Source organism: Paenibacillus vulneris, assembly GCF_039543185.1.
In the GTDB taxonomy this organism is placed as follows: domain Bacteria; phylum Bacillota; class Bacilli; order Paenibacillales; family NBRC-103111; genus Paenibacillus_S; species Paenibacillus_S vulneris.
Map to the genome: position 1 here is coordinate 724026 of NZ_BAABJG010000006.1, position 23099 is coordinate 747124.

The following is a 23099-nucleotide window of genomic DNA, read 5'->3' on the forward strand; positions in this document are numbered from 1 at the left end:
CTTGTTGTTCTATGCTGGTACAGTCGGGCTGTTTCATTTTGATACAACCTTTTTTCGCAAATAGAAACCGCTGAATCTTTTATGGTATCATGAAGATAGAAGCCCGTACGAACGATGGAGGTGTTCACTTTGTCATCTCTGGAAGTAACCGACCTGTCTCAAATGATGGAGAATTCTTGGAAGCGCTGTCAGCGTTATGGATTGAAGCCGTCCGATCCTGTATATGACGACATTATAACCGGGAACCGAATACGGGAGCTCACACGGCAGCATGAGCAGCTAATCCGGCATACGGAGCAGATTTTTGCCAAAATGAATCGTCTTATCAAGCAGTCGGGACAAATGGCGCTTCTGATCGACGCCCAAGGGACCATTCTTCACTCTGTCGGCGACCCTGATTTCTCGAACCGTGCAGAGCGGGTACAGCTTCAGGTAGGGGCCAACTGGGAGGAGCGCCGCAAAGGGACGAATGCCATCGGGCTGGCTCTGACGGAGCATAAGGCCGTCCGCGTCCATGCCGGGGAGCACTATTATACGTCCAACCGTTTCCTGACCTGCGCATCGTCCCCCGTCTTCAATTCCTCCGGACAGCTCATCGGAGTCATTAACATCAGCGGTAAAAAAGAAAGCTACCACGACTATACATTGACCTTGGCTTGTATGGCGGCTGATTCCTTGCAAAACAAGCTGATTTGGGAGGAAACCCGCGACGAACATCTTATTACGCTAAAAGAGCTTGACTACACGGCACAAAACGTACCCATGCCGCTATTATCCCTCGACCGGGACAACCGGATCGTCCGCGCTAATCAGGCCGCGCTGCGCATTGTCGGCCGCGACGCCTTGGGCAAGGAATTCAAAGGAGCCGCGGGCTTCGCCATTGAAACGATCCACGGGGACCGCCACAAGATATGGCGTTCCGTCGCCATTCAGCGGAAAGCTCCTGGCGAGCCACGATGGTATGAATTCCAGGACATTATCGGGACTTGTCCGAAGCTGCTCCAGACGAAGGAGATCGCCAGGAAGGCCGCCCTCACCGACTATCCGGTGCTCCTGCTGGGTGAAAGCGGGACCGGCAAGGAATTGTTCGCTCAATCCATTCACACGGCCAGTCCTCGCAGCGCCCAGCCCTTCATCGCCGTTAATTGCAGCGCCATCCCGGACAGCCTTATCGAAAGCGAGCTGTTTGGCTACGAGCGCGGAGCCTTTACCGGGGCTAATAGAGAAGGCAGCATAGGAAAGTTCGAAGCCGCCCATAAAGGCACGATTTTTCTGGATGAAATCGGAGATATGTCTCTTCGGGCGCAGGCTGCACTGCTGCGGGTGCTGCAGGAAAGCACCATCACGCCGGTCGGCGGCACGAAGAGCAGGCGCGTCGATATCCGGATCGTGGCGGCCACCCACCGCAGCTTGGCTGAGGAAGTGAAGGCGGGACGCTTTCGGGCGGACTTGTATTATCGCCTTAAGGGCATTCAAATCACCCTGCCTTCTCTGCGGGAGCGAAGCGATATCGTGCCACTTGCCGCCCATTTGCTGCACAACCTCGGTTACCCCGCTTCAAGCCTTACCGAGCAGGCTCAGCTTAAGCTTCGGCATTATTCTTGGCCGGGAAATATTCGCGAGCTGAACAGCGCTTTGCTCCAGGCCAGCTTTCTTGCGGAAGGAGCCCCTATCGATGCCTGGCATCTCCAGCTCGGTGAGGATGCAGCCCGCCCGGATGCATCGGGCCGTTCAGATGAAGTCCTGTCCCTGAAGGAAGCGGAGATGGAAGCCATCAAGAGAGCGCTTCGGCAAACGGGCGGCAACTTGAGCAAAGCAGCCTCTCTATTGCAGATCGGACGGACGACCTTGTACAGGAAAATACAGGAGTACGATTTGACTCCCTTTTAAATAAGCATGCCAAACAGCCCGCAGGGCAGGCTTCGTAACGAAGTCGCTTTTGCGGGCTGTTTTATCGTATTTCCGGGAAAGGCTTTCCCTTATGGGCTTGTTTCCCTTTTATCCTGTGCATAAGGTCTACTCGACGATTAGCGCAGCCCACAGGAAGAAAAACGTTAACCCCAACGGACATACAATGCCAATGGCAACGGCTATCCAAAATCCGCGTTCTTTCAGCAAGCCCAGTGCTTTGCTTAGTAGATTCGGTCTGGGGCTCTCCTCGGCATTGTACGCCAAATCCTCCAAACAGGCTTTGAGAAAGCTCTCCGCGAACTCCTCATCCTTCTCCTGCAGCCTGCTCCATAATTCCGAATGCAGCTGCTTGATATCATGCTGCTTGCCGCTTTCTTTTAAAGGAACTGTCATACCGAACCCATCCCTGTTTGCGAAGCCGCCAGGCCTGACACTGCCGTATCCGCTGAATCATAACGTCGCATTCTCATCCAACCTCCGCCCTTATTTTGGCTATTATGTCATCTAATTGATAGACGCAAGAATGGAAACTATAGTTTCAGCTTTTGGGAATTTAATCCAATGCCAACACAGCGTAGGCCCTCAGGCCGGCTTTATTCATCCTCTTCTTTCTTTCGACCCTCTTTCTCCTTGTGATCCGCCGGCTCCTTTTTCTTCGAATCCTTACTATCCTTCGTATCCTTATTATCCTGCCTGGCAAGCCCAGCCTGCCTCCTATTCTCTTTTTCAAACGGCTCCAGAATTCCCAGCTGTTCTGCAATCCGGCGCACATCTACCGTTATAACCTTACAGATTGTCATTCTGCTCCCCCCTGATAACTCCTTATTTATCTTTTCCACCCTTATACCTTACCTGAGCAGGCGGACAACAGCTTGTCAGAGAATGGATGTTCGTGACTCCGTCTCGCTGATCCGGAATCGCCCTCTGGTTGGACTGCATGGAGCATGACCCAAAGCTTGTGCAGGGTTAAGCGCCATTTGTTGATAATGCATCCAAAAAATCCATCTCCTTCTATGTCATGTGTTTTCCTGAAGGATTTATTACAACAGATGGCGGTTACAACCATATAACCGGCTGAAGCTACAGCAGCTTCTCCGGCGAATCTGCCGAAATCCCCGCATAAAAAAAGGAGTCACGCATGTGACTCCCTACACTCATACAGCTTCTGCCATGCAGCGAGCTGCTCCTTCATCATTTCGCGATACGATACAGGCTCCAGGATTTCGGCCGCCGGTCCGTATTGATAAATCCAATTGAGGAACTCCCGGTCATCGTTGATCGTCACCTCGAACAGCAGGCTTCCGTCCGGAAGATCCGTCATTTTCGGCCGGACAAACAGCTCCTCCTCCTTTATGTAACGGGCAATACTGGGGTAGAACTTGGCCTTGAAGCGAATTTGCTTGTCTCCGCGTTCGATGGACCATGTATTTTTCAGATACGATTTGACATTAAAGCTGCCCTTGTCAAAAGAGTCGGATAAAACCGACACCTCCTTGAAGCGGCTGATTCGGAACGTACGGATCGCTCCCGCAAGATGACAATACCCGATCAAGTAGAAGCGATGGTCCCTCGGAACCAGGTAATACGGATCGATCTTTCTTTCCGATTGAGCATTCCGGCTTTGCGTATGATAGACCGCATGAATCGTTTTTTGGTCAAGCGATGCCTGAAGAATTTTAAATAAAAAGTTGGAGCTGTCCTCCCGGTAAGCCGGGGTCCCCATCTGAATCACTTCGGTAATCTGCTGAATGATCTCGGCATGGTTTGATTTTTGCTTGTTATAGGTCGCCATTACCTTCTCATAAGCGGAATCAAAGCCCGGAGGCAGCAGCGGCTTGACTTGATCGATCACCGTAGGAAGCATTGAGAACACCAACGCCTCCTGCTCGGTCCAGTTCATCGGATAGATTGCGAAATTGCCCATGAAGGTATACCCTTTGCCGTATCCCTCCTGGGTCAGCGGAGTGATCAGATTCAACAGCTGCAGATCTCTGTAGATGGTACGCTCCGTCGTTTCACATTTGAACGCAAGCTCCTTGGCGGTGATCCCCGGCTTGCCCTGAATGGCTATAATGATGCGAATTAATCGAATTAATCGTTCGGTCATGGCTGTTCTGCTGTAAAGCTCCTTTCATCCTTGTCCAACAAGCTTGATAGTTGCTCCAACAATGCAATAATTACGCCGCGATCTATCATAGAGGCATAGAATCCTCCATTATAACGGTCTGCCCTAACTATCGTGGTAAAGAGCTTTCTGATGACTAACATATCGGCGGTTCGGATCCGTTCTATGTGATCGAAGTAAGAGTTAGCCTCGGCCTGCCAGCTCATCCAATCAAATTGCAGCAGCATTTGGGTTTCACTAATGGTTTTTACGAAATCAAGGACTGTCTGATCGTACAGGAACGGGTCCCATGATCCATTGTCCGATAGGGCGTACTTGCTGCTATTCGACTTAAAGTAGGGCAGGAAATGAAGCAATGCCTTGTATGGTTGATGATCCTGCATCTCGACCTCCGTATCACTCATTTGATTAATCAAGCCGGGGTTCCTGACCTGTCTATTTACCCTCATCGAACGTCACATTTGCCCTGTACAGCGAAGCATCCCACTGCACCTGCGCACCCAAAGCCTCAGCTACAAAACGAAGCGGCACATACATCCGGCCGTTCACAATCTGCGGTACCGTTTCCAGGGTGACGGCCTGCCCGTTCACCTCTGCCCAGTCATTACCTAGCTTGAGATCGACCTTCACCTTCCCCCGTTCTATATGCAGGCTGGAATCGTCAGAGTTCCACGTATATTCCGCATTCATCCGATTCAGCAGCACGCGAAAAGGTACCATCGTGATGCCGTTCTCGATATAACCGGTCTTATTCTGGGCCAAATGGCCATTCATGCTAAGTTGCACGAGCGGCTTGTCCGCCTGCTGCACAAGCAGTACATTACTGAGCAGCCGTCCCGGCTTGCGCAGTACCTTGCCTTGATAGTAAAGAGCCGAGCTCGCTCCACCGTCCAAATTGATGGCATCCGTCATGCCGGCTTGAACCAAGACGTTCGCCATCTGCTCGATCGTGCTGTACGAGACGGTTCCGAACACCAATTGGCCGTCTTCATCGACCCCTGCAAAGCTCCGAACATTCGCTTGCGACGTTACCAGCGGGTCGTTAAACCGGTCCCGTTCAAAATCAATATCGATTTGGCCGCCCGTCAGCAGCTTCGGCCCGGCTCCTATCGCCATCTGGTATTGCTCCAAAGGCAGCGTTTGCTTCGTGTCTAGATTGGTCACCGTCTGGCTCATGCTGAACTTGTCTCCGGGCTTCACCTGCTTGGAAACCTGCTCCAGGCTGTAGTCCGTGGATAGCAGCAGCACTTTGCCGCCTGATGGGATTCGTACCGCTTCCTCCGAAATGGACGCTATCTTCTGATCCTGTCCGATAACGATTTTAATGCCCGGCTCATCCGCCACATCCCCGTAATCTTTGGTAAACACCCACGCGCTTCGAGCCTGATCTCCATGATACATGTCGACTCCGTTAAGACGGGCTCCCAGTCGGCCTGCCTGGACATTGCTGCCAATAGCCAATCTTTGCACAGAAGCCTCTTTATTCGTCGATACTGTAATGGAGGTTTCCTTATCCCCGCCGTAGAACAGATCGTTGTTGTTCATCACAATGCCATATGGCGTCCGGTACTCTATATCCTCCGTAAAAGCATCAAAAAAAGTTCCGTTAATGCCCGCTACCGCGTCATTGTCCGACATGATGTCCGCAAAATCCTGTACAGTCCCGACCTCATGATTGGCGGCCGCCGCCTTTACCTGTATTGTGGGATCTCCTTAAGGTCGATCCGGATTAGATCCAAGGTATAGCTGCTGCCGTTGTAGCTGATTTTTCTCTGCTCATGATGTATGCCCTGCTCTTCTGCATGAACTATCCCTGCCCCGCTAGCGAATAAGAGCGCAAAGCCTAACGTCATTTGGGCTAACCCTTTTTTCATGTCTGTTCCTCCACCGAAGCTTTGTACACTTTATCTTGTTTATCCACTTTTTAGTACATTCGCTATCGGTCGTGAAAATCCTGTAGAAATTTGTAAAATTGTGCAATTCCTTCGTTCTTAATCCGTATAACGTTTAGTCTCTTCTTGGGTGTCATTGGCAGCGTTCATAAATTCGATATGATGAAACCCCCATCCGCACATGTCGGTCAAAATAGAACTTAGTGTTCTTCCATGGTCGGACAGTGAATACTCGACCTTCGGGGGGATCGTCTGAAACACTTGCCGAACGATGAGCCCGTCTTTCTCCAATTCACGGAGCTGATTGGTAAGCATCCCTTGTGTAACCTCGGGGAGTAAACGTCTCAATTCACCGAATCGTCTAGTTCCTTCCTTCATCAAAATAAATAAGATCAGCGGCTTCCATTTTCCACCTATAGCATGCAAAGTGGTCACTATTCCCTGTGTTCGATACGATTGATATGTATCCGCGTCCATGAGCTCAACTCCTTGTTGCACTAATTCCGAATCTCTTCCCCTGACTTTACCAGAGTATCCCGAATTCTATAAGTACTATTTTTTTGCGTACGTAGTACGGTGAACCGTACTATCCCCTAGCGATCAACACGTTATCGTACGTTTTTCCAGACTAAGTATGAATAAAAAGCGTACTTTTCAAAAATTTCATTCGACTCAATAATGAGGGTGTAACCAAACTAACTAGTACAGCCCAGGAGGTTTATGAAATGAACATTATGGTCATCGTCGCCCACCCCAATTTGGAGACATCACGTGCAAACCGGGCATTCCTGCTTGAAATTAGTAAACATACAAACGTTGAGGTTCGAAACCTCTATCAGGAGTATCCGAATTGGAATATTGACGCAGAGAAGGAACAGCAGCTGCTCTTAGCCTATGACCGGATTGTTTTACAATTTCCATTTTACTGGTACAGCTGCCCGCCTCTATTAAAAAAATGGTTTGATGATGTATTAACGTTTGGCTGGGCCTATGGACCGGGAGGTGATTATTTAAAGGGCAAAGAATTTATGATTGCCACAACAACGGGGGGGACGGAAAATTGCTACCGGGCGGGTGGAGATAATTGGTTCACTATCAGTGAATTTTTAAGGCCAATCCAGAGGACGATTACCAAATGTAATGGGAGTTACCTTCCTGCTTTTGTAACCTATGCTGCCGCCTCCCAAGATAACGATACCTATCTCTCTCAAGAAGCTAAAAGATATGCCGAATATATCCAAGCTCCTTCCCGCTTGCTTGTTCATTAATCCGGTTTATTAACGAGCCTTATTTATCGCATAGGTCGTTAGTACAAGCATTATTCTTCATTGGTTCATAAGATATCCTAAACGATTTAGGGAGGAATCTTATGGCCGCCACAGTCGAACAAGTTTTGCTTCAAATTGCCAGATTATCCGCGAAGTTAGCAAACTCCGTGCAATTCAGAAAGAAATTTGAAGATATCATTGGCGACACACAAACAAGCACTAGTAAAAGAGTCCTGCAAATGAGGGCGTTGTTAAGATCGGCGGGTTTCAGATCACCAACCCGGGTACGAATTTTTAATGATTTGGGAGAAACACCGAGGGTAATCATCTCTTATGATGCAATAGACGTTAAATTACAAACAAGCGTAACCCTTTCCTTTACTTTCCAGTTAAATCCGGGACCATAATGAAGATAACCAAGGACACCAATAAGGTGTCCTTGGTTTGTTGAGAAGCCCACTTTTGCAGGAACTATGCGTTATATTGGGATGGGTATGCCTCAGAGTATATAGGCAAACCTATATGAATGGTCGTTCCTTGGCCTTCGCTGCTTGATATTTTCAAAGTTCCGTTATGGGAATGAATGATCTGCTGTGTGGCCATCATGCCGAGACCTGTCCCGTTTTCTTTGGTTGAATAAAAGGGAGAGCCGATTTGGGAAATATGCTCCTCTGGAATACCCTTGCCTTGGTCTTTGATTTGTATCATAATCAAATCCGGGTTTGGCCTGGATGCCATAATATCGATCTTCCCGCCGTCGGGCATGGCTTCCATTGCGTTTTTAATAACATTAATAAAAACCTGCTTCAGCTGGGCCGCCACACATTGGACGGCAGGCAGCTCCTCCAGGTGGAACGTTCTTATTTCCACATTGTGAATTAAAGCCTGCGAGCCCATGAGCAGAATGACATCCTGAATGATTTGGCTGATCTGCTCGCTTTTGAACTCCTGGGCCTGCGGCTTGGCCAAATAAAGCAATTCGCTGGTAATCAGCTCTATTCTTTTCAGCTCATCCTTCATAATCCTAAAATAATGTTCGCTAACTCCAGGCAAGGTTTGTTCGATGAGTTGGACAAAGCCTTTCAACGAGGTCAGCGGATTCCTGATTTCATGCGCAATCGATGCCGCGAGCTGTCCGACTGCCGTCAGTTTTTCAGCTTGCAGCAGCATCGTCTTGTTGTTATTTTCCTGGGTTATATCCTTGGCGACCCCATATACTCCCACGGTTTCATTGTTGACTATGATCGGCATGTTGGTTACTTTCATATCGATAATAGCTCCGTTTTTGTGGTACGCTCTAGTTTCATAATATTGCGTGATGCCTTTGGCTGCTTTCAAAAAATACATCTTGGTTTTATCCAGCTCTTCCGCCGGGATCAATGGAACAAACGACATGCCCAAAAGCTCATCCGCGCTGTATACTAACATTCGCTCCATGGCCGGGTTCACACGAAGATAATTCCCTTCCAAATCAAATGCAAAAACAGCATCAGGGTTATATGTAAAAAGCGACTCAAAATGCTGCTCCTTTTGTAAGGAAATCCCCTTCCTCCGTGTAATGTCTTGAAAGTAAACCGAAAGACCGCTGGAGGATGGATAGGCCCTTACATCGAGCCAGGCTGCTAAAGGAGGATAGTACGCTTCAAATTCCACCCTTCGCTGCTCACACATGGCTTTCTGGTATTGTGCAAAGAACGTTAAATGAACCGCATCCGGGAATTCATTCCATATAGTTTTACCAATAAGATCATCCGCCTTGCGGAACAACATTCTTGACGCCTCTTCGTTGATGTAAGTAAATTCCCAGGCGTTATTGACTGCAAAGAAGGCATCCGTGATTCGATCTAGAACCTCATTCTGTTCGTGAGAATCGACCATATTATCTCCTCATTTCGCGAAAAGTGCTCGAACAATCAAAGAAGCCTAAATAAGAGCTGCAATCGCAGCTTTTATTTAGGCTGATGTCCAGCGTTCTCTCTGGTTCATTACCGCCAAATTATTGACCCGGATTTAGGATGAACACAATGACGCTTTTATCCAGATGAAAATCCCAGTCAACAAATACATCCATAACCTTCGCATTTAAAAATCCCTGGAAACGGCCATCGTTATGCAGATGCCTTTTTTCCAGATTTCGCTTAGCCAGCTTTAAGCTTTCCTCATGTCCAATTCGAATCATTTCTTTTTCAATACTAATCAGGATCCCATTGCGAATCACCAGAAGGGTTCTTTCATTGATCATGCACGAATACAATTCGTCCGGCAGCTTCTGCACCTGATGACTGATCGTATTAATCTCCCGATGTAGCTCCTCTTTCCCTGTATACCCTGACTCTAAAGGGGTTTGTCCGTGGTCATCCCAGGCTTCGATACCGACCATCACGCCCGATTGGTTATGAAGCCCCCAGTCATAATAAAATTCCCGAATATTCATGCCACCCAGCAGCAGCAGATAGGCTTTGATTTCGGGAATGATGGATTTCATTAATAAAGCTCTCGTCGTTTGAATCGATTGGATCTGCTCCTGCTGAAGAAGGATCATCTCTGTCGGCGATAAGAAATTTCTTAAATACAGAACAACATACGGGCGATTGATGCTGACAAATATCGATTGAGGGCCTTTCCCGAAAGCCTCTCTAAGCAATCTGCCGACGTAACTCGCTATTTCGGTTATAGCCTGTTTATCCAAGATCATTCATCCTCTATTTAGGCAAAAGCATTATTTCTTTCACCCCAGATTCATTGTAATTACTTATTTGGAATAAAACAACAGAAACTTCATTTATTATTCACTTCTGGCTGCATTCTATCCATGATTAGAGCGAATTGGATTGTTATTCCTGAAACGGTTTTAAGATGAACACGATAATGCTTTTGTCCAGATGGAAGTCCCAATCAGCAAATACATCCACAATCCGGCAATTTAAAATTTTTTGAAACTGATTGTTATTGAACAAATGATTTTTTTCCAAATTTCGCTCTGCCAGCTTTAAGCTTTCTTCAAAGCCAAGCCGAATTAACTCTTTGCCAATGCTGATCAGAATTCCCGTTCTAACAACCAGAAGTGTCCTTTCATTAATCAAATATGACTGGGTTTCATCCGGTTTTTTTTGGATCTGATGGCTGATTCTATCGATTTCCTGATGCAGCTCCTCTTTCCCTGCATACCATTCCTGCGGAGTGAAATCCTGCTGGCTGTCTTCGGATTCTATTTCGACAAGTATGCCCGAATGGTTATGCAATCCCCAGTCATAGTAAAATTCCCGAATGTTCATTCCAGTCAGCAGCAGCAAATAGGCTTTAATCTCCGGGATCAACGACCTCATCACTAAGTCTCTAGTATGCTGAACGGAATAAACCTCATCTTGCTGAAGAAGAATCTTCTCCGTTGGCGATAAAAATTTCCTTAAATATATGATAATAAACGGACGACTGATACTGACAAAAATCGACTGCGGCCCTTTTCCAAAGGCTTCTCGCAGCAATCTTCCGATGTGGCTCGCAATTTCGTTTTGAGTTTGCTTTTCATTTTTATCCAAAAAACCCATCCTCAGTTTAGGTAAAGCTAGTCTTTTACCCTCAATTATTTAATAGGAACTAGAAGCAAAAAAAGCCTAAATAAAAGTTGTCATGAACAACTCTTATTTAGGCTTATGTCCAGCGCTATCTCTGGTTCATTAATGCCGAATTAGTGGTTAGGTGTAGTAAATCTGGTAAAGGCGAAAGCTTTATTTCTTTTGCCCTAGGGATTATTTTAATAATTTTTTATCATTTAAACAAGACCCATTTATTATTGTTAATAAAAGCAGGCTGACTTGGACCCGGTCTGTTAGCCTTTATCAACAAAAAATAATACGGTTCCATAGTATTTCATAAATCGTTTATAATCGGCGTTCCCTTTCAATACAATGATCGTCGGATAAGCGTTGACTTTGCGTTGTTTTAACGTGCCCAGCAGCTCTTGCTGTACGATACAATAAAACTTGCCTGCCTCATATTGAATAAGAAGCGGCGGGAGGGCGGCTGTATCCTCTTCCATGCCATGTTCTTCCTCCTGCTCCGCTCCATCATACTGAACGAGACGAAGCGGGAGCTTCACGACGCCAAAATACAAATGATCTTCCTTGATGAAATCATGTAAAAGGGGAGCAGCTTTGTGGGTAAGCAGCAGATAGCATTGAATCCATTCCTCGATCATCCCGATACTGGCATATTGAACCGCTGATCCGATAGTCGGACAATAGGTCAACTTTCTATCATTTTTCTTCGAATAGATGATTTTCTTAATAGAATCCAAGGATAAAAAGTACTCATCCGCAAGCTCCGAAACCGTCATTCCATTAGCATATTTATTGCGAATCATCAGGTTGCGCCGCTGCAGCTGCTCCCGGTAACCGGACGTTTCGCCCCAGGCTCTTTTTTCCTCTCCGGAAGGAATATATAGAAGCTTACCTGCCGCGTATTTCTGAACTTCTCTCAACAGCTCCTCTGGTAATACATCGCAGGCATTCTCGTATTTCATAGCATCACCATCTATAAGGCGTATAGCCGATCTTTCAGTTCACGGATGGATTTCATTATGGACCCGCACGATTCTGTGTCATCGATCGAAGCATGCCATCGCAAGGTGTCGATCCCTTTATAGTAGGCCATACATAAGAATCTTTCTTTGAAATCGGGTATGTTGATGCCCCTGTTCTCGCAATACTGGACCAACAATTCCGGTATTCGCAAGTAAGGCTTATTTAAGTCCATTATGGCAAAATCCAGGAGGAAATCACAAATACCGGATCGGCTCCAGTCAGGGAAACCGACCATCGTCCTGCCATCTGTAATCATATTCACGAAAAACGTATTGTTGTAAACCAAATAACGCTTCCCTTCACAATAATCAATTCTATCTTCCATTTCCTTGAAGTATTGCTCGAAGAATTCTCGCTCCAGAACCGTCGTTTCGAACATTTCTCTCCAGTTATACCAGTAGCCTTCTCCATCCTCTGCGAAGGTATCGATCAGGAATTCTCTGCAGGTCCCATATTCTGTTGTGCATTCATCGTTAAACTCACCATAGCCCTCTACACCCGTTATATCCGATGCACTAATGTCAAAAATCTTGTCAAAAAACAATTCGTGGCACTCTGCAAACTGCTTGGGATTTAATTGGTTTGCCTCAAACCCATTTGGCGTCATACTCACCTTTTCAGACAGCATCGCTCTAATGATATGATCCTTCCCCATTCTTGAAGCCCCTTTCCTTATCACATCGTCCCGCTGCGCAGCAGGTATATGAGCATCATATCATTGGGGATGTCTGGAATATAGGTCATGAATGGTTTAAAACAATATTACATAAATCGAAATTTAGGCGAGATGCCTAAAAAGAACCCGAAGCTTCGCTTCAGGCTCTTCTCATAGTCCGTACTATTCCCAATAACGCCTGGACATGCAGTGCTCTTTGATCAGCTTATAGCTGCTCAGCTCGACCACTTCTATACTTTTTATCGTCTCGGGAGAATGAATCATTCGTCCGCCGCCTGCATAGATTCCGACATGATGAACGGCTCCCTTGCCTTCCTCGTAAGCGAAAAACAGCAAGTCTCCCGGCTCCAACCGGTCCTTCTCAATAGAGGTACCGTAATGAACCTGATCCGAGGCGTCCCTCGGAATCGATATTCCCGCATAGCGGTGCATCGAGTGAGCGAACCCGGAGCAGTCATAGCCAAAGGCTGACATGCCGCCCCATAAATAAGGCAAATCCAAGAACTGCATCGCCCTATCCAAAATGAACTGCCCGACATGGCCCGAGCCTGGTTTAGGGCTTAGGAATCCGTTGATCAAGCGTACTTCTTCCGCTTTTACATACCCGATGCCTTCCGCCCCCGGAATATGTACCTTAATCCAAGGATCGGCAGCTTCAAGTACAGGGAGCGACGACAAGAAGCTTAATTCAATGAGCGGCTCAGCCGGAGTCAGGTAGAGCCAGGCGGTATTGGTGATAACCTCCGCTCTCTTGCTGCTCGCCAGCTCAGTAGATTCGGACACTATTTGGCAGCGGGGAATCCATCCAGGATACCCCCCCGCCTCCTTGCGGGTCCCCTGCTGGGGAATAAGCACTTTCACCCAGTCCCCTTGCTCCTCGACTGCTAATACGGACGTGCCGTATACAGCTTGGGTTTGGATCCGGTTGCTGCTGTATAAATCCAGACGGTCCTCCAACGTCATATTCTCTAACCATGATCTTATAGCTGCAGGCTGCTGTAAGGCAGGCGCATCCAGTGAACGCGAGGATTGAGGATTCGTCCACACCGTGGCAACGGAGACCGCGACAACCATCCGCTCCATGCTCATGCTCATGATCCCACCCCTACGCTTTGCGTATAGGCTACATTACGTATGCCAAGACCCGCTTCGTTAGGGAACGTCATCCTTCTGCCGTCATACTGAACACCGCCGTCTACAATATCGTTCTGCATCATAAGCGGGGAGTCGAAATCGAATCGGGTAATATTTTTTTTGCTTGCCGCCAAATGCGCCGCAGCGGTAACGGCCACGCGGGATTCAATCATGCTGCCGACCATGCACTCTACGCCGAATTCCTCGGCGATTTGGTTAATGAGTTGAGCTTTATAGATGCCGCCGGATTTCATCAGCTTAATATTGATCATATCGGCTGCACGGCGCTTCAGCACTTCAAATGCCTGCGCAGGGGAAAACACACTCTCATCCGCCATCACCGGCGTTTCCACCGCATCGGTAACCGCCTTAAGCCCTTCGATATCATGCGCCTTGACAGGCTGCTCCACCAGCTCAATATCCAGCCCCATGTCCTCCATACGGCGGATGGAACGGACGGCATCCTTCACCTGCCAGCCCTGATTCGCGTCAATACGGATGCGGATACCGCTGCCGACGCAGCTGCGGATTTCCTTGATCCGCTCGATATCCTGCTGAATATCATCCTTGCCTACTTTAATCTTCAGCACATTGAAGCCTTCCTTCACATAGCGGACGGCATCCTCCCCCATCTCCTTGGGCGAGTTGACGCTAACGGTGAAATCCGTCTCCAGCTGATCCTTATAGCCTCCAAGAAACTGGTACAAAGGAAGGCCGCAGTACTGCGCGACCAAATCGTATACGGCCATATCGACGGCCGCTTTGGCGCTGCTGCTGCCGACCATCGACTGATGGATCGTCTGCAGAATTTGCTCGTACGCAAGCAAGCTGCGTCCAATCAAAAGCGGAGTAAACGTATGGGCGATAGCGGAATGGATGCTGTCCAAGCTGTCTCCCGTAATGACGATAGTCGCAGGAGCCTCCCCCCATCCGGTTCTGCCGTCATCAGTCTGAATCCGCACAAGAATCGATTCTGCGTTATATACCGTGCGCAGGGCAGTCTTGAATGGCTTTTTCAGCGGAGTTGACTGCCTCATCACTTCAATGCTTTTTATGTTCATAAACGCTGCCTCCTTATGTCTCAACACCGGGTTCTATACATTCCAGCACCTTCTGCTGCGTGCTCATTCTAGCTTCTATACCGTGAGGCACGGCTATATTCGGGGAACAATGACCGATCTTGAAGCCAGCCATCGTAGGCTTGCCGGCAGATACGACATGATCCTCAATCACCTGCTCCAAAGAAAGCGATTGCTTACGCTTGTTCGGAACACAATTGTTAAAATCACAGATTAAAATGCCGGCAGCATCGGCGAATTTACCCGCCAGCCTTAGCTGATTCAGCATCCGGTCCACGCGGTACGGCTCCTCATCAATATCCTCGATAAAGAGGAGCCGCCCTTTCGTATCCAGCTCATAAGGCGTCCCCAGCGTGCTCGTCAGAAGCGTCAGGTTGCCGCCGACCAACTGCCCGCCTGCTTCTCCATCCACCAGCACCTGCAGCGAGGATATGTCTTCGGTATACCGCAGGACGGATGGACGCAGCATCGTTTCGTAGTTCTGAACCGTAAGCGGGTCGCTGTCCTTTTCCAAATCAATCATCATCGGGCCATGGAACGTAACCAGTCCAGCCTTCTTCAAGATCGCCGTATGCAAAAAAGTAATATCGCTGTAGCCCCAAAATATTTTCGGATTGGCCCGGATGAGATCGTAGTCCAGCTGATCGGCGATTCTGCCTGTACCATAGCCCCCTCGGGCGCAGATAATTGCCTTGATCCCCGGGTCGGCAAACATCCCGTTCAATTCCCTAGCCCGTTCTTCATCCGTTCCTGCAAGGTAGCCATGCTGTCCGGACAGCGTATCACCCAATCTGACTTGAAGCCCCAGCCGCTCCAGACAGGCGGATGCCGCGCGAATCTGTTCCCTGTCTCCCCAGCTTGCCGGAGCCGTAATGCCTACGGTATCGCCCGGAAGGAGATGGGGCGGTTTGACTAGCCTCATCATATGCTTTCCTCCTGCCTTGGAAGGCGCTAATGTCTGCTGAGAAACCTTCGAAGCTTGAACTATTGATAATATATTCCGGTGGGATATGCCCCTCCTCCGAGGCATACCCCACCTCCATATTTAGCATAGTTCCTGCAAAACTAGGATTCCCGGATACTCTAGCACCTTCATGCCGTTATCTCCAATGAATCCGGCGGTTATTTGATATCCGCCCACTTAAAGTCGATGAAGCCGAAGGCGTGTCTGACGACACCGTCCACCTTGTCGCTTTGCAGATAGGCGTTGTTGTAGAAATACAGCGGCAAGATTGGGGCCTCATCCATCAAAATTTTCTCCGCATCATGCATCATTTTGAAGCGTTTAGCTTCATCCGGTTCATTATATGCGTCCTTGATCAATTTATCATAAGAAGCGTTAACCCATCCGGTCCGGCTGAAGGCGTTCGTCGATTGGAAACCGTCCAGGAAGTTGATCGGGTCGGCAAAATCCGGAAGGAACGAGGAACGGGAGAATTGAAGCTGCAGCTTCTTCTGTTCATCCGTTAATACTTTGCCTTCTTTATTAGCCAGCTTGATATCGACGCCCAGATTGTCTTTGAACATCGCCTGGAGCGCCTGCGCGATTCTTTGGCTGACATCGTTCGTGTTGTAAGTCAGCGTCACTTCCGGCAGCGTCTTGTAGCCCGCTTCCTGCATGCCTTTTTCCAGCAGCTTCTTTGCTTCTGCAGCATCGAACTTGATCAGGCTGCCGCCGACCTTGCGGAAATCCCCGCCGGCAGGGTCCTTCAGTCCCGGTGATACATAACCATCGGCCGGCTTCTGCTTTTGCTTGAGCACAAGATCCACCAGCTTCTGTCTATCTACAGCCGCTACGAACGCTTTGCGGATGTTCACGTTGTTAAACGGCGCCATCTTCGTATTGAAACGATAGAACGCCTGTCCCGCGCCATCCTCGACCTTCACCTTATTCTCTGCGAACAATTTGTCGCTTAGATCCGCCGGAATCGCTCCCGTCGTATTGGAGACAAGGATCTCACCCGTCGTGAAAAGCTGGTAGGCCGTGTTGGAATCGTTAATCATTTTATAGGTTACGCCGTCCAGCTTGACGTTGGCTGCGTCCCAATATTGATCGTTTCTGACGAGCTTCAGCTCGCTGTCATGCTTCCATTCGGCAATCTTGAACGGCCCATTGCTTACAATAGTCGATGCTTCGCCCGCCCATTTCGCGCTCTTATCCACCGCTCCCTTATTCACAGGGAAAAATGCCGGGCTCGCCACCATGCCGAGCAGCCACGAAGCAGGATAGGCGAGATTCACCTCGAGGGTTTTATCATCAACGGCCTTCACCTTAACGCCGTCAGCAGTACCCTTACCGGAGTTGTAAGCCTCTGCCCCTTCGATGGGGTAAGCGAGAAATGCTGCGTCCGAGGCTGTCTTAGGATCCAGCAGCCGCTTCCACGCATATTCGAAGTCTGCGGCCTTCACCGGCTCTCCGTTTGTCCATTTGATGCCGTCTCTCAGGGTAAACGTATATTTCTTGCCGTCCGGAGCGATCTTCCATTCCTTGGCCATAGCCGGCTCCGGTGAATGGTTCTTGCCAAGACGCGTCAAGCCTTCGAACGCATTGTTGACGATGTCATAGGACGCTTGGTCGAAGCCGATCGGCGGATCCAGGGATGTCGGTTCCTTCAGGTTGTTATAAGTCAAAATTTTGGCCTTGGCTTCCTTGCCGCTTTCCGTTTTGACCCCGGAGCCTTCATCCTTGGTACAGCCGGCGAGGGCCGTGCCGAATAACAGGGCGCAGCTGACGAGCAATGCGGATACTTTTTTCATAAGCACTTCTCCCCTTCTTCTACATCGTTTATTTATCTAAAAGCCGGCGCAGCCGGCCTATAGAGCCTTTTTGATATCGCCCGTCGGTGGAAAAAGCTTCCGGGCCCGCGGATCCTGCAGCCAGCAGGCCGCTGTATGGCCATGAGAGATGTTCGTCTGCGCTGGCGGATGCAGCTCACATACCTCCATCGCATAGGGGCAGCGGGCGGTGAACGCACAGCCCCGAGGAGGAGCGAACAAATCTGGAGGCGTACCCGGAATCGGCGTCAGCGGCTGCGTACGGTCCGTATCCAGGCGCGGCATGGAAGCGAGCAGCCCCTTCGTATACGGATGCTGCGGGTTGTGGAACAGCTCATGCACCGTGCCGCTCTCCACGATTTGCCCTGCATACATGACGGCTACCCGGTCGGCGATTTTGGCGACGACCCCGAGGTCGTGCGTGATGATGATGATCGACACCCCGGTTTTCTTCTGAAGCATTTGAAACAGCTCGATAATTTGCGCCTGAATCGTGACATCGAGCGCTGTCGTCGGCTCATCCGCGATCAGGATCGACGGATTGCATACCGCCGCTATAGCAATCATCATCCGCTGTCTCATTCCGCCGCTGAATTCGTGCAGATATTGCTTCATCCGCATCTCGGGATGTGAGATGCCGACAAGGCCGAGCATCTCCACCGCCAGCTTGCGCGCCTCCGCACGCGGGAGCTTCCGATGGCGGATCACCCCTTCCATGATCTGCTCTCCGATTGAGATCGTCGGATTCAACGCGGTCATCGCGTCTTGAAAAATCATCGCGATTTCGGCGCCTCTCAGCTCACGCAGCTGCTTCTCCGTGAGCTTCGTCAGCTCCTTACCCTCGAAGCGGATGCTGCCCCGGGTAATCCTCGAGCTCTGCTCGGGAAGCAGACGCATCACGCTGCGGGCCGTAACGCTCTTGCCGCAGCCGGATTCCCCGACGATGGCCAGAGTCTCCCCCTGCCCGAGCTTGAAGCTGACGCCGCGTACCGCCTTCACCTCGCCTCCGTGGGTCGTGAAGGAGACATGCAAATTATCCACTTCCAATCGCATCGTTGAACTATCCTTTGCGGGCATCTGCCCTACCTCCTCTGCTTCGGATTCATTGCGTCCTGAAGGCCGTCGCCTACCAGGTTAAAGGCGAGCATCGTGATCGAAATAAAGAACGCCGGATAAAACAACCGCCACCAGTGACCGGATAAAATCGTCGGCAGCGCGTCGTTCGCCATCACGCCCCAGCTAGCCAGCGGCGGCTGAATGCCGAGCCCCAGGAAGCTCAAGAAGGCTTCCGCGAAGATGGCCGACGGGACCGAGAAGGTCACCTGCACGATAATGACGCCAATCGCGTTGGGCAGCAAATGCTTGCGAATAATGTACCCGGCGCTGCCGCCGAGCGTTCTGGCTGCCAATACATACTCCGAGGTTTTCAGCGTAAGCACTTGTCCGCGCACGATTCGCGCCATGCCGGTCCAGCCGGTAGCGCTCAAGGCCACGATGATCGTCAAGAGACCCGGTCCCATGACGACCATCAGCAGAATCACGATCAGCAGGTACGGAACTCCATACAGCAGGTCGACAAAACGCATCATGATGTTGTCGGCCCTGCCGCCCAAATAACCGGCAATGCCTCCGTAGACCATGCCGATGATCAGGTCGATCAGAGCGGCCATCAGTCCGATAAAGAGGGAGATTCGGGCGCCATACAGGATTCTGGCGTATACGTCCCGCCCGAGCTCATCGGTACCGAACCAATGCTCGGCCGAGGGCTTCTGGTTCGCATCCAGCAGCGACTGCTTGGAGTAGCTATGCTCCGTCAGCAGCGGACCGAACACCGCAAGCAATGCAACCGCCGCAATGATGATGAGTCCCAGCATCGCCAGCTTATTGCGGAGCAGCCGGAGCCAAGCCTCCTGCCAGAACGACAATCTTGGCCTTACAATGGCTTCCGACGCCCCCAACGTCTGGTTCTTAGGGACAAATAATGAATCGGGAACACTCATCGTTATCCCTCCTTCCTGTGCAGCTTGATGCGGGGATCGATCAGTCCGTAGGCGACATCCACCAGGAACATCATGAACACGAGCAGAGCGCTGTAGAATACCGTCGTGCCCATGATCAGCGAATAGTCACGGTTATTGATGCCGTCGACGAAATATTTGCCCATTCCGGGAATCGCGAATATTTTCTCGATGACAAAGCTTCCGGTCAGCACATTAGCGACCAAAGCGCCTAACAGCGTAACAACCGGCAAAATCGCATTGCGCAGCGCATGCTTGAGGACGATCGTTACAGGCGAGAGTCCCTTCGCCCTTGCCGTTTCGATATAATCGGCCGTGAGCACCTCCAGCATGTTGGCCCGCGTCAGCCTTGCGATAATCGCCAGCGGACCGGTTGAAAGCGCAAGCGCAGGCAGGATAACATGCTTCCAGCTTCCCCATGTGGCTACCGGCAGCAGCTTCCATTCCACTGCCACGTACTTGATCAGCAGCGTCGCTACAATAAAGTTAGGCACCGCAATCCCGATGACGGCGAACACCATCGCCGTGTAATCGATCATCCGGTTATGCCGCAGCGCGGCCACCGTCCCCAGAGCAACGCCGCATAGAATGGCGAAGAGAATGGATACAAGACCGAGCTGTAAGGAAACCGGAAAGCCTCGCTCGATCATCGAGTTGACTGTATCGGGAAAATGCCCGATCGATGGCCCAAGATCCAGTGTCAGCAGCGATTTCAAATACATGAGGTACTGAACCGACACCGGCTTGTCTAGGTTGTAAAATTCCATCAGATTTTGCACGGCAGTCGGATTCGAGTTTCTCCCGTCCTTTTCAAAAGGAGAACCGGGAACGGCATGCATCAGAAAAAACGTAACCGTTATGATGAGCCACAGTGTGACCATCATGGATATAAATCGGCGAACCACGTATTGCGCCATGCTATCACCCGCTTTTTAACAGAATGTCGTTTTCATGGCCAGCTCGGTCATGACAATCATGGCCTGATAAGCCTCCAGCATGTGCTTCGCTTGAAACGTCACAACAGGACTATTCGAATCTATGGTCGTACCCGGCATCAGGTGGGCCCATTCCGCCTGGCCGTAATTCGCGAACTCTATCGAAAGCACGGGCTGCTCCGGCGGTTGAAGCGGTTGGACCTTATCCCGGTTGGCCAGCGCTTCCTTCGTCTTTTCCATCAGCAGCTGCCCGCTCTTTTCCGGTGTCAGGCAGACGGCCGCCGTCCGTGAGACCCGCTTCTTGACGACCGCGGTTGTTACCCCGGGAATGAGCTCCTCCGCTTCTAGAGCCGTCTCATCATCCCCGGCTACCAGCAGTACCGGTACCCCGTAATAACCGGCCACGAAGGCATTCAAGCCCAGCTCTCCGACTTCCCGCCCGTTAAGGAACATATTACGCACGCCGAAAATCATCGTATGGCTGAGCACCCCCGGTCTGCCGGCCCTCGAATGATAGCCCAGGAACGCTGCACCCGCATAGGAGGAGTCCAGGCCCTGCACCATAGAATATGGCTTCACATCGCCCATAATCAGCTGTGCTTCCGGATGCAGCTTCTCAATAAGCAAATTGTTCATTTTGGAATGGCTGTCGTTAACGACGACTTCCTTGCATCCCTGCTCGAAGGCGGCGCCGATGACATGATTGGCCTCTTCCGTCATCCTATGCTGACCGCGGGTGTAGTTATACTGCCTGGAATCTACGAAGGTAGCATCCACCAGTCCCGTTATGCCTTCCATATCGATGGAAATATACAATTTCATCCGATTGCCCTCCATTGGTTTTATAGTTGAAAAAACCCAGCAAACAGCATCAGGAACACATCCTGATATCCGTCTGCTGGGTTTTATTTACGGGTATGTTGCCATACGGATAAATAAAGCAGCCTACACTGTGCCGGAAGGCAGATATCCTGACTCTTCCCGGCCGTTAAGTGCTAATTTATATTTTTTTTGCGCGTCTTTGTAGGCGACAATCAATGCCTTCTGGGAAGAGCCGTGATAGCGCCGTCGTATTTCTTCGGCTACCGGATCCAAATTCAGCATATGATGACCGATGAAGATGGACCTTACGAAGTCCGAGGTTAACGGGATCGTGGAGGAGCACCCGGCATCGATAATTTTATGGTTCGTCGTATCGACGACCAGCCCTATGAAGAAGGCGCTGAACTGCTGCGTAATCGGGTTATTCAGCGGCACCTGGGCGTCACCGACAATATAGATCGTATCTTTATCGTACTGCAATCAAGACCATCTCCTTATTAGCCCTCCGCCCATTTTCCGTACGGGATGTCAGGAAGGGGCTCTTCCTGCGACCGCCGGACGCTGCAAAAGCTAATGATGTAATATAGTCTAACATCACATTAACATGTTGTAAATAACCAACCTTTGGCTGTGGAGACGAGCTCTTCGATTGCTATTTCAGGAAAGCTTCGACCATCAGCCCTGCCAGCTCTTCCTCTGCCCGGAAATAAGCTGCGCCTTTGTCGCGGCGCGCTCCATTCAAGATCATGACGAAGCCCCACCGCTCCTGCTCGTGGAAGTACATGTCGCTGAGCAGCCCGTAAGCATCGCCGGCATGGCCTACAAGCCATTGTCCCGGTACCAGCTCGTTCGTTCTATGAAACTGAAGCCCGCTGTGCTTGAAAAAGCCTTCTTGACGATGCCCTGTCCATTGCGCCGTATGCATGAGCTTCGCCGTCTCCGGCTGCACCACCCTTGTCCCCTGCAAGCTGCCGTCATTGGCATGAGCCAGCAAAAACAGGGTAAGGTCGTCCACCGTCGTGCGAAGTCCGCCTTGCGGGCTGAACAAAGCTCCATTCGTTCCGGGCACATAGCTGCTGTAATCAACAGGAACCGGTTGTTTGCCGCCAAAATCATCGGCACCGACAAGGTGCTTGTCGTCTTTCCCGCCATATTCATAGAGGACGGCAATGTTGTCCATCTTCTGTGCAAAATCGCTTATGTTAAAGCTCGTATCCTTCATCTGCAAGGGCTCGAATAGATGCTTGCGGCAGTACAGATCAAATCGTTCGTTCGACAACTTCTCCACTACCGCCGCCAACAGGACCGCTCCCAGATTGGAATACTCGAAGCTGTCCGGATCACCGGGCCTTCCTATACCCCACAGCCGATCTGTGTAATAAGCCCCACCTTCCAGAACAAGATCCGCTAGCGTTAGCGTCGGAGGATTTTCGTTACGGGAATTCGTGACGAACCGGGCGTATTCGTCCTGCAAGCCGGAGGTATGGGTCATCAGATGGCGGAACGTCACTGCCAGCCCCGGATAGCGCGGATTCCGCAGCGGAAAGCCGAGAACGGCTCCGACATCCTGATCGATATCGGACAAGCCCCGCTCCACAAGCTGCATAAAGGCCGTCGCCACAACCGACTTGGTGATGGAGGCGATACGGAATATCGTCCGGCTCGTCACCGGAGTTTTACGCTCCAGATTCGCCCATCCGTATCCGCCGCTCCAAAGCATCCGGCCTTCACGGACGACCGAAGCCGCCAAGCCTGCGATCCGGTGCTTCTCCATCAGCTGCCCAATAGCCATGTCCCATTCCTTCAAAGGCAGCCCACCTTCTCCCGAGTTTGTTAAAAACTCACTCTGCCATTGTAAACCCTTTCAAATGACTCTATTTC

Annotated in this window: 25 protein-coding genes; 3 read left to right on the forward strand and 22 right to left on the reverse strand. The window is 50.2% G+C overall.

Translation table 11 applies throughout. The features are described 5' to 3' along the window. Positions 1-129: 129 nt before the first annotated feature. A complete protein-coding gene (locus ABEA66_RS08725) occupies positions 130-1890 on the forward strand; it encodes a sigma-54-dependent Fis family transcriptional regulator (RefSeq protein ID WP_345587245.1) in 1761 nt (586 codons plus the stop codon). A 126-nt stretch (positions 1891-2016) separates the two neighbouring features. Here the strand turns inward: ABEA66_RS08725 and ABEA66_RS08730 are convergent, their stop codons facing one another. The 7 genes from ABEA66_RS08730 to ABEA66_RS08760 all read right to left on the reverse strand — a co-directional run bounded on the left by ABEA66_RS08730 (position 2017) and on the right by ABEA66_RS08760 (position 6405). Then, positions 2017-2304 carry a hypothetical protein gene (locus tag ABEA66_RS08730; RefSeq protein WP_345587246.1) on the reverse strand — a complete coding sequence of 96 codons (288 nt, stop codon included), beginning with the start codon at positions 2302-2304 and terminating at the stop codon, positions 2017-2019. 200 nt (positions 2305-2504) lie between these two features. Next, positions 2505-2711 carry a hypothetical protein gene (locus ABEA66_RS08735; RefSeq protein WP_079912087.1) on the reverse strand — a complete coding sequence of 69 codons (207 nt, stop codon included), beginning with the start codon at positions 2709-2711 and terminating at the stop codon, positions 2505-2507. Between the two features lie 332 nt (positions 2712-3043). After that, positions 3044-4018, reverse strand: coding sequence for a helix-turn-helix transcriptional regulator (locus tag ABEA66_RS08740; protein ID WP_079912086.1), 975 nt, complete (start codon positions 4016-4018; stop codon positions 3044-3046). Next, positions 4015-4452, reverse strand: coding sequence for a DUF6508 domain-containing protein (locus ABEA66_RS08745; protein WP_345587247.1), 438 nt, complete (start codon positions 4450-4452; stop codon positions 4015-4017). The genes ABEA66_RS08740 and ABEA66_RS08745 overlap by 4 nt, the downstream gene beginning before the upstream one ends. 19 nt (positions 4453-4471) lie before the next feature. Next, positions 4472-5674, reverse strand: coding sequence for a stalk domain-containing protein (locus ABEA66_RS08750; protein WP_345587248.1), 1203 nt, complete (start codon positions 5672-5674; stop codon positions 4472-4474). Positions 5675-5727: 53 nt separating this feature from the next. After that, entirely contained in the window at positions 5728-5910 is a 183-nt protein-coding gene (locus tag ABEA66_RS08755) for a hypothetical protein (protein ID WP_345587249.1), read from the reverse strand. A gap of 117 nt (positions 5911-6027) precedes the next feature. Further along, positions 6028-6405: a winged helix-turn-helix transcriptional regulator gene (locus tag ABEA66_RS08760; RefSeq protein WP_079912083.1), complete on the reverse strand. Its 378-nt coding sequence runs from the start codon at positions 6403-6405 to the stop codon at positions 6028-6030. 248 nt (positions 6406-6653) lie between these two features. On the opposite strand from ABEA66_RS08760, the gene ABEA66_RS08765 reads away from it, so the two are divergent. Beyond that, positions 6654-7196: an NAD(P)H-dependent oxidoreductase gene (locus tag ABEA66_RS08765; RefSeq protein WP_079912082.1), complete on the forward strand. Its 543-nt coding sequence runs from the start codon at positions 6654-6656 to the stop codon at positions 7194-7196. Positions 7197-7297: 101 nt separating this feature from the next. Then, positions 7298-7603, forward strand: a complete 306-nt coding sequence (locus ABEA66_RS08770) for a hypothetical protein (protein ID WP_079912081.1) — start codon at positions 7298-7300, stop codon at positions 7601-7603. Between the two features lie 64 nt (positions 7604-7667). Here ABEA66_RS08770 and ABEA66_RS08775 read toward each other — a convergent pair whose 3' ends face one another. The 15 genes from ABEA66_RS08775 to ABEA66_RS08845 form a co-directional block, all read right to left on the reverse strand. Continuing rightward, positions 7668-9074, reverse strand: a complete 1407-nt coding sequence (locus tag ABEA66_RS08775) for a PAS domain S-box protein (RefSeq protein WP_345587250.1) — start codon at positions 9072-9074, stop codon at positions 7668-7670. Positions 9075-9192: 118 nt separating this feature from the next. Continuing rightward, positions 9193-9885 (reverse strand): Na-translocating system protein MpsC family protein, encoded by a 693-nt coding sequence (locus ABEA66_RS08780; RefSeq protein WP_345587251.1) that lies wholly within the window; start codon positions 9883-9885, stop codon positions 9193-9195. A gap of 145 nt (positions 9886-10030) precedes the next feature. After that, positions 10031-10735 carry a Na-translocating system protein MpsC family protein gene (locus ABEA66_RS08785; RefSeq protein WP_345587252.1) on the reverse strand — a complete coding sequence of 235 codons (705 nt, stop codon included), beginning with the start codon at positions 10733-10735 and terminating at the stop codon, positions 10031-10033. 290 nt (positions 10736-11025) lie between these two features. Next, positions 11026-11718 (reverse strand): CD3324 family protein, encoded by a 693-nt coding sequence (locus tag ABEA66_RS08790; protein WP_345587253.1) that lies wholly within the window; start codon positions 11716-11718, stop codon positions 11026-11028. 11 nt (positions 11719-11729) lie between these two features. Beyond that, positions 11730-12434, reverse strand: coding sequence for a hypothetical protein (locus tag ABEA66_RS08795; RefSeq protein ID WP_345587254.1), 705 nt, complete (start codon positions 12432-12434; stop codon positions 11730-11732). Between the two features lie 183 nt (positions 12435-12617). Then, complete coding sequence (locus tag ABEA66_RS08800; RefSeq protein WP_345587255.1) at positions 12618-13550, reverse strand: C40 family peptidase; 933 nt, start codon at positions 13548-13550, stop codon at positions 12618-12620. Further along, a complete protein-coding gene (locus ABEA66_RS08805; protein WP_079912076.1) occupies positions 13547-14650 on the reverse strand; it encodes a dipeptide epimerase in 1104 nt (367 codons plus the stop codon). The genes ABEA66_RS08800 and ABEA66_RS08805 overlap by 4 nt, the downstream gene beginning before the upstream one ends. A 13-nt stretch (positions 14651-14663) precedes the next feature. Then, positions 14664-15593, reverse strand: coding sequence for a S66 peptidase family protein (locus tag ABEA66_RS08810; protein WP_345587256.1), 930 nt, complete (start codon positions 15591-15593; stop codon positions 14664-14666). A 197-nt stretch (positions 15594-15790) separates the two neighbouring features. After that, complete coding sequence (locus tag ABEA66_RS08815) at positions 15791-17425, reverse strand: peptide ABC transporter substrate-binding protein (RefSeq protein ID WP_079912074.1); 1635 nt, start codon at positions 17423-17425, stop codon at positions 15791-15793. Positions 17426-17482: 57 nt separating this feature from the next. Then, on the reverse strand, positions 17483-18520 hold the full coding sequence (locus ABEA66_RS08820) for an ABC transporter ATP-binding protein (protein ID WP_345587257.1): 1038 nt from the start codon (positions 18518-18520) through the stop codon (positions 17483-17485). Between the two features lie 5 nt (positions 18521-18525). Continuing rightward, a complete protein-coding gene (locus tag ABEA66_RS08825; protein WP_192703873.1) occupies positions 18526-19443 on the reverse strand; it encodes an ABC transporter permease in 918 nt (305 codons plus the stop codon). Between the two features lie 2 nt (positions 19444-19445). After that, positions 19446-20378 (reverse strand): ABC transporter permease, encoded by a 933-nt coding sequence (locus ABEA66_RS08830; protein WP_345587258.1) that lies wholly within the window; start codon positions 20376-20378, stop codon positions 19446-19448. Between the two features lie 15 nt (positions 20379-20393). Then, a complete protein-coding gene (locus ABEA66_RS08835; RefSeq protein WP_345587259.1) occupies positions 20394-21218 on the reverse strand; it encodes a M55 family metallopeptidase in 825 nt (274 codons plus the stop codon). Positions 21219-21341: 123 nt separating this feature from the next. Further along, complete coding sequence (locus ABEA66_RS08840; protein ID WP_192703876.1) at positions 21342-21698, reverse strand: DUF3870 domain-containing protein; 357 nt, start codon at positions 21696-21698, stop codon at positions 21342-21344. Positions 21699-21870: 172 nt separating this feature from the next. Next, the gene (locus ABEA66_RS08845) at positions 21871-23025 is read right to left on the reverse strand and encodes a serine hydrolase domain-containing protein (RefSeq protein ID WP_345587260.1); all 1155 of its coding nucleotides are present in this window, start codon (positions 23023-23025) and stop codon (positions 21871-21873) included. Positions 23026-23099: the final 74 nt, after the last annotated feature.

What these genes read in the sequence shown, in the direction of transcription:
- ABEA66_RS08775 (WP_345587250.1), bottom strand. Translation starts at nt 9,074, where the DNA reads ATGGTCGATTCTCACGAACAGAATGAGGTTCTAGATCGAATCACGGAT.
- ABEA66_RS08795 (WP_345587254.1), bottom strand. Translation starts at nt 12,434, where the DNA reads ATGGGGAAGGATCATATCATTAGAGCGATGCTGTCTGAAAAGGTGAGT.
- ABEA66_RS08770 (WP_079912081.1), top strand. Translation starts at nt 7,298, where the DNA reads ATGGCCGCCACAGTCGAACAAGTTTTGCTTCAAATTGCCAGATTATCC.
- ABEA66_RS08755 (WP_345587249.1), bottom strand. Translation starts at nt 5,910, where the DNA reads ATGAAAAAAGGGTTAGCCCAAATGACGTTAGGCTTTGCGCTCTTATTC.
- ABEA66_RS08730 (WP_345587246.1), bottom strand. Translation starts at nt 2,304, where the DNA reads ATGACAGTTCCTTTAAAAGAAAGCGGCAAGCAGCATGATATCAAGCAG.
- ABEA66_RS08765 (WP_079912082.1), top strand. Translation starts at nt 6,654, where the DNA reads ATGAACATTATGGTCATCGTCGCCCACCCCAATTTGGAGACATCACGT.
- ABEA66_RS08800 (WP_345587255.1), bottom strand. Translation starts at nt 13,550, where the DNA reads ATGAGCATGAGCATGGAGCGGATGGTTGTCGCGGTCTCCGTTGCCACG.
- ABEA66_RS08735 (WP_079912087.1), bottom strand. Translation starts at nt 2,711, where the DNA reads ATGACAATCTGTAAGGTTATAACGGTAGATGTGCGCCGGATTGCAGAA.
- ABEA66_RS08750 (WP_345587248.1), bottom strand. Translation starts at nt 5,674, where the DNA reads ATGTCGGACAATGACGCGGTAGCGGGCATTAACGGAACTTTTTTTGAT.
- ABEA66_RS08760 (WP_079912083.1), bottom strand. Translation starts at nt 6,405, where the DNA reads ATGGACGCGGATACATATCAATCGTATCGAACACAGGGAATAGTGACC.
- ABEA66_RS08835 (WP_345587259.1), bottom strand. Translation starts at nt 21,218, where the DNA reads ATGAAATTGTATATTTCCATCGATATGGAAGGCATAACGGGACTGGTG.
- ABEA66_RS08820 (WP_345587257.1), bottom strand. Translation starts at nt 18,520, where the DNA reads ATGCCCGCAAAGGATAGTTCAACGATGCGATTGGAAGTGGATAATTTG.
- ABEA66_RS08790 (WP_345587253.1), bottom strand. Translation starts at nt 11,718, where the DNA reads ATGAAATACGAGAATGCCTGCGATGTATTACCAGAGGAGCTGTTGAGA.
- ABEA66_RS08830 (WP_345587258.1), bottom strand. Translation starts at nt 20,378, where the DNA reads ATGGCGCAATACGTGGTTCGCCGATTTATATCCATGATGGTCACACTG.
- ABEA66_RS08805 (WP_079912076.1), bottom strand. Translation starts at nt 14,650, where the DNA reads ATGAACATAAAAAGCATTGAAGTGATGAGGCAGTCAACTCCGCTGAAA.
- ABEA66_RS08825 (WP_192703873.1), bottom strand. Translation starts at nt 19,443, where the DNA reads ATGAGTGTTCCCGATTCATTATTTGTCCCTAAGAACCAGACGTTGGGG.
- ABEA66_RS08810 (WP_345587256.1), bottom strand. Translation starts at nt 15,593, where the DNA reads ATGATGAGGCTAGTCAAACCGCCCCATCTCCTTCCGGGCGATACCGTA.
- ABEA66_RS08815 (WP_079912074.1), bottom strand. Translation starts at nt 17,425, where the DNA reads ATGAAAAAAGTATCCGCATTGCTCGTCAGCTGCGCCCTGTTATTCGGC.
- ABEA66_RS08740 (WP_079912086.1), bottom strand. Translation starts at nt 4,018, where the DNA reads ATGACCGAACGATTAATTCGATTAATTCGCATCATTATAGCCATTCAG.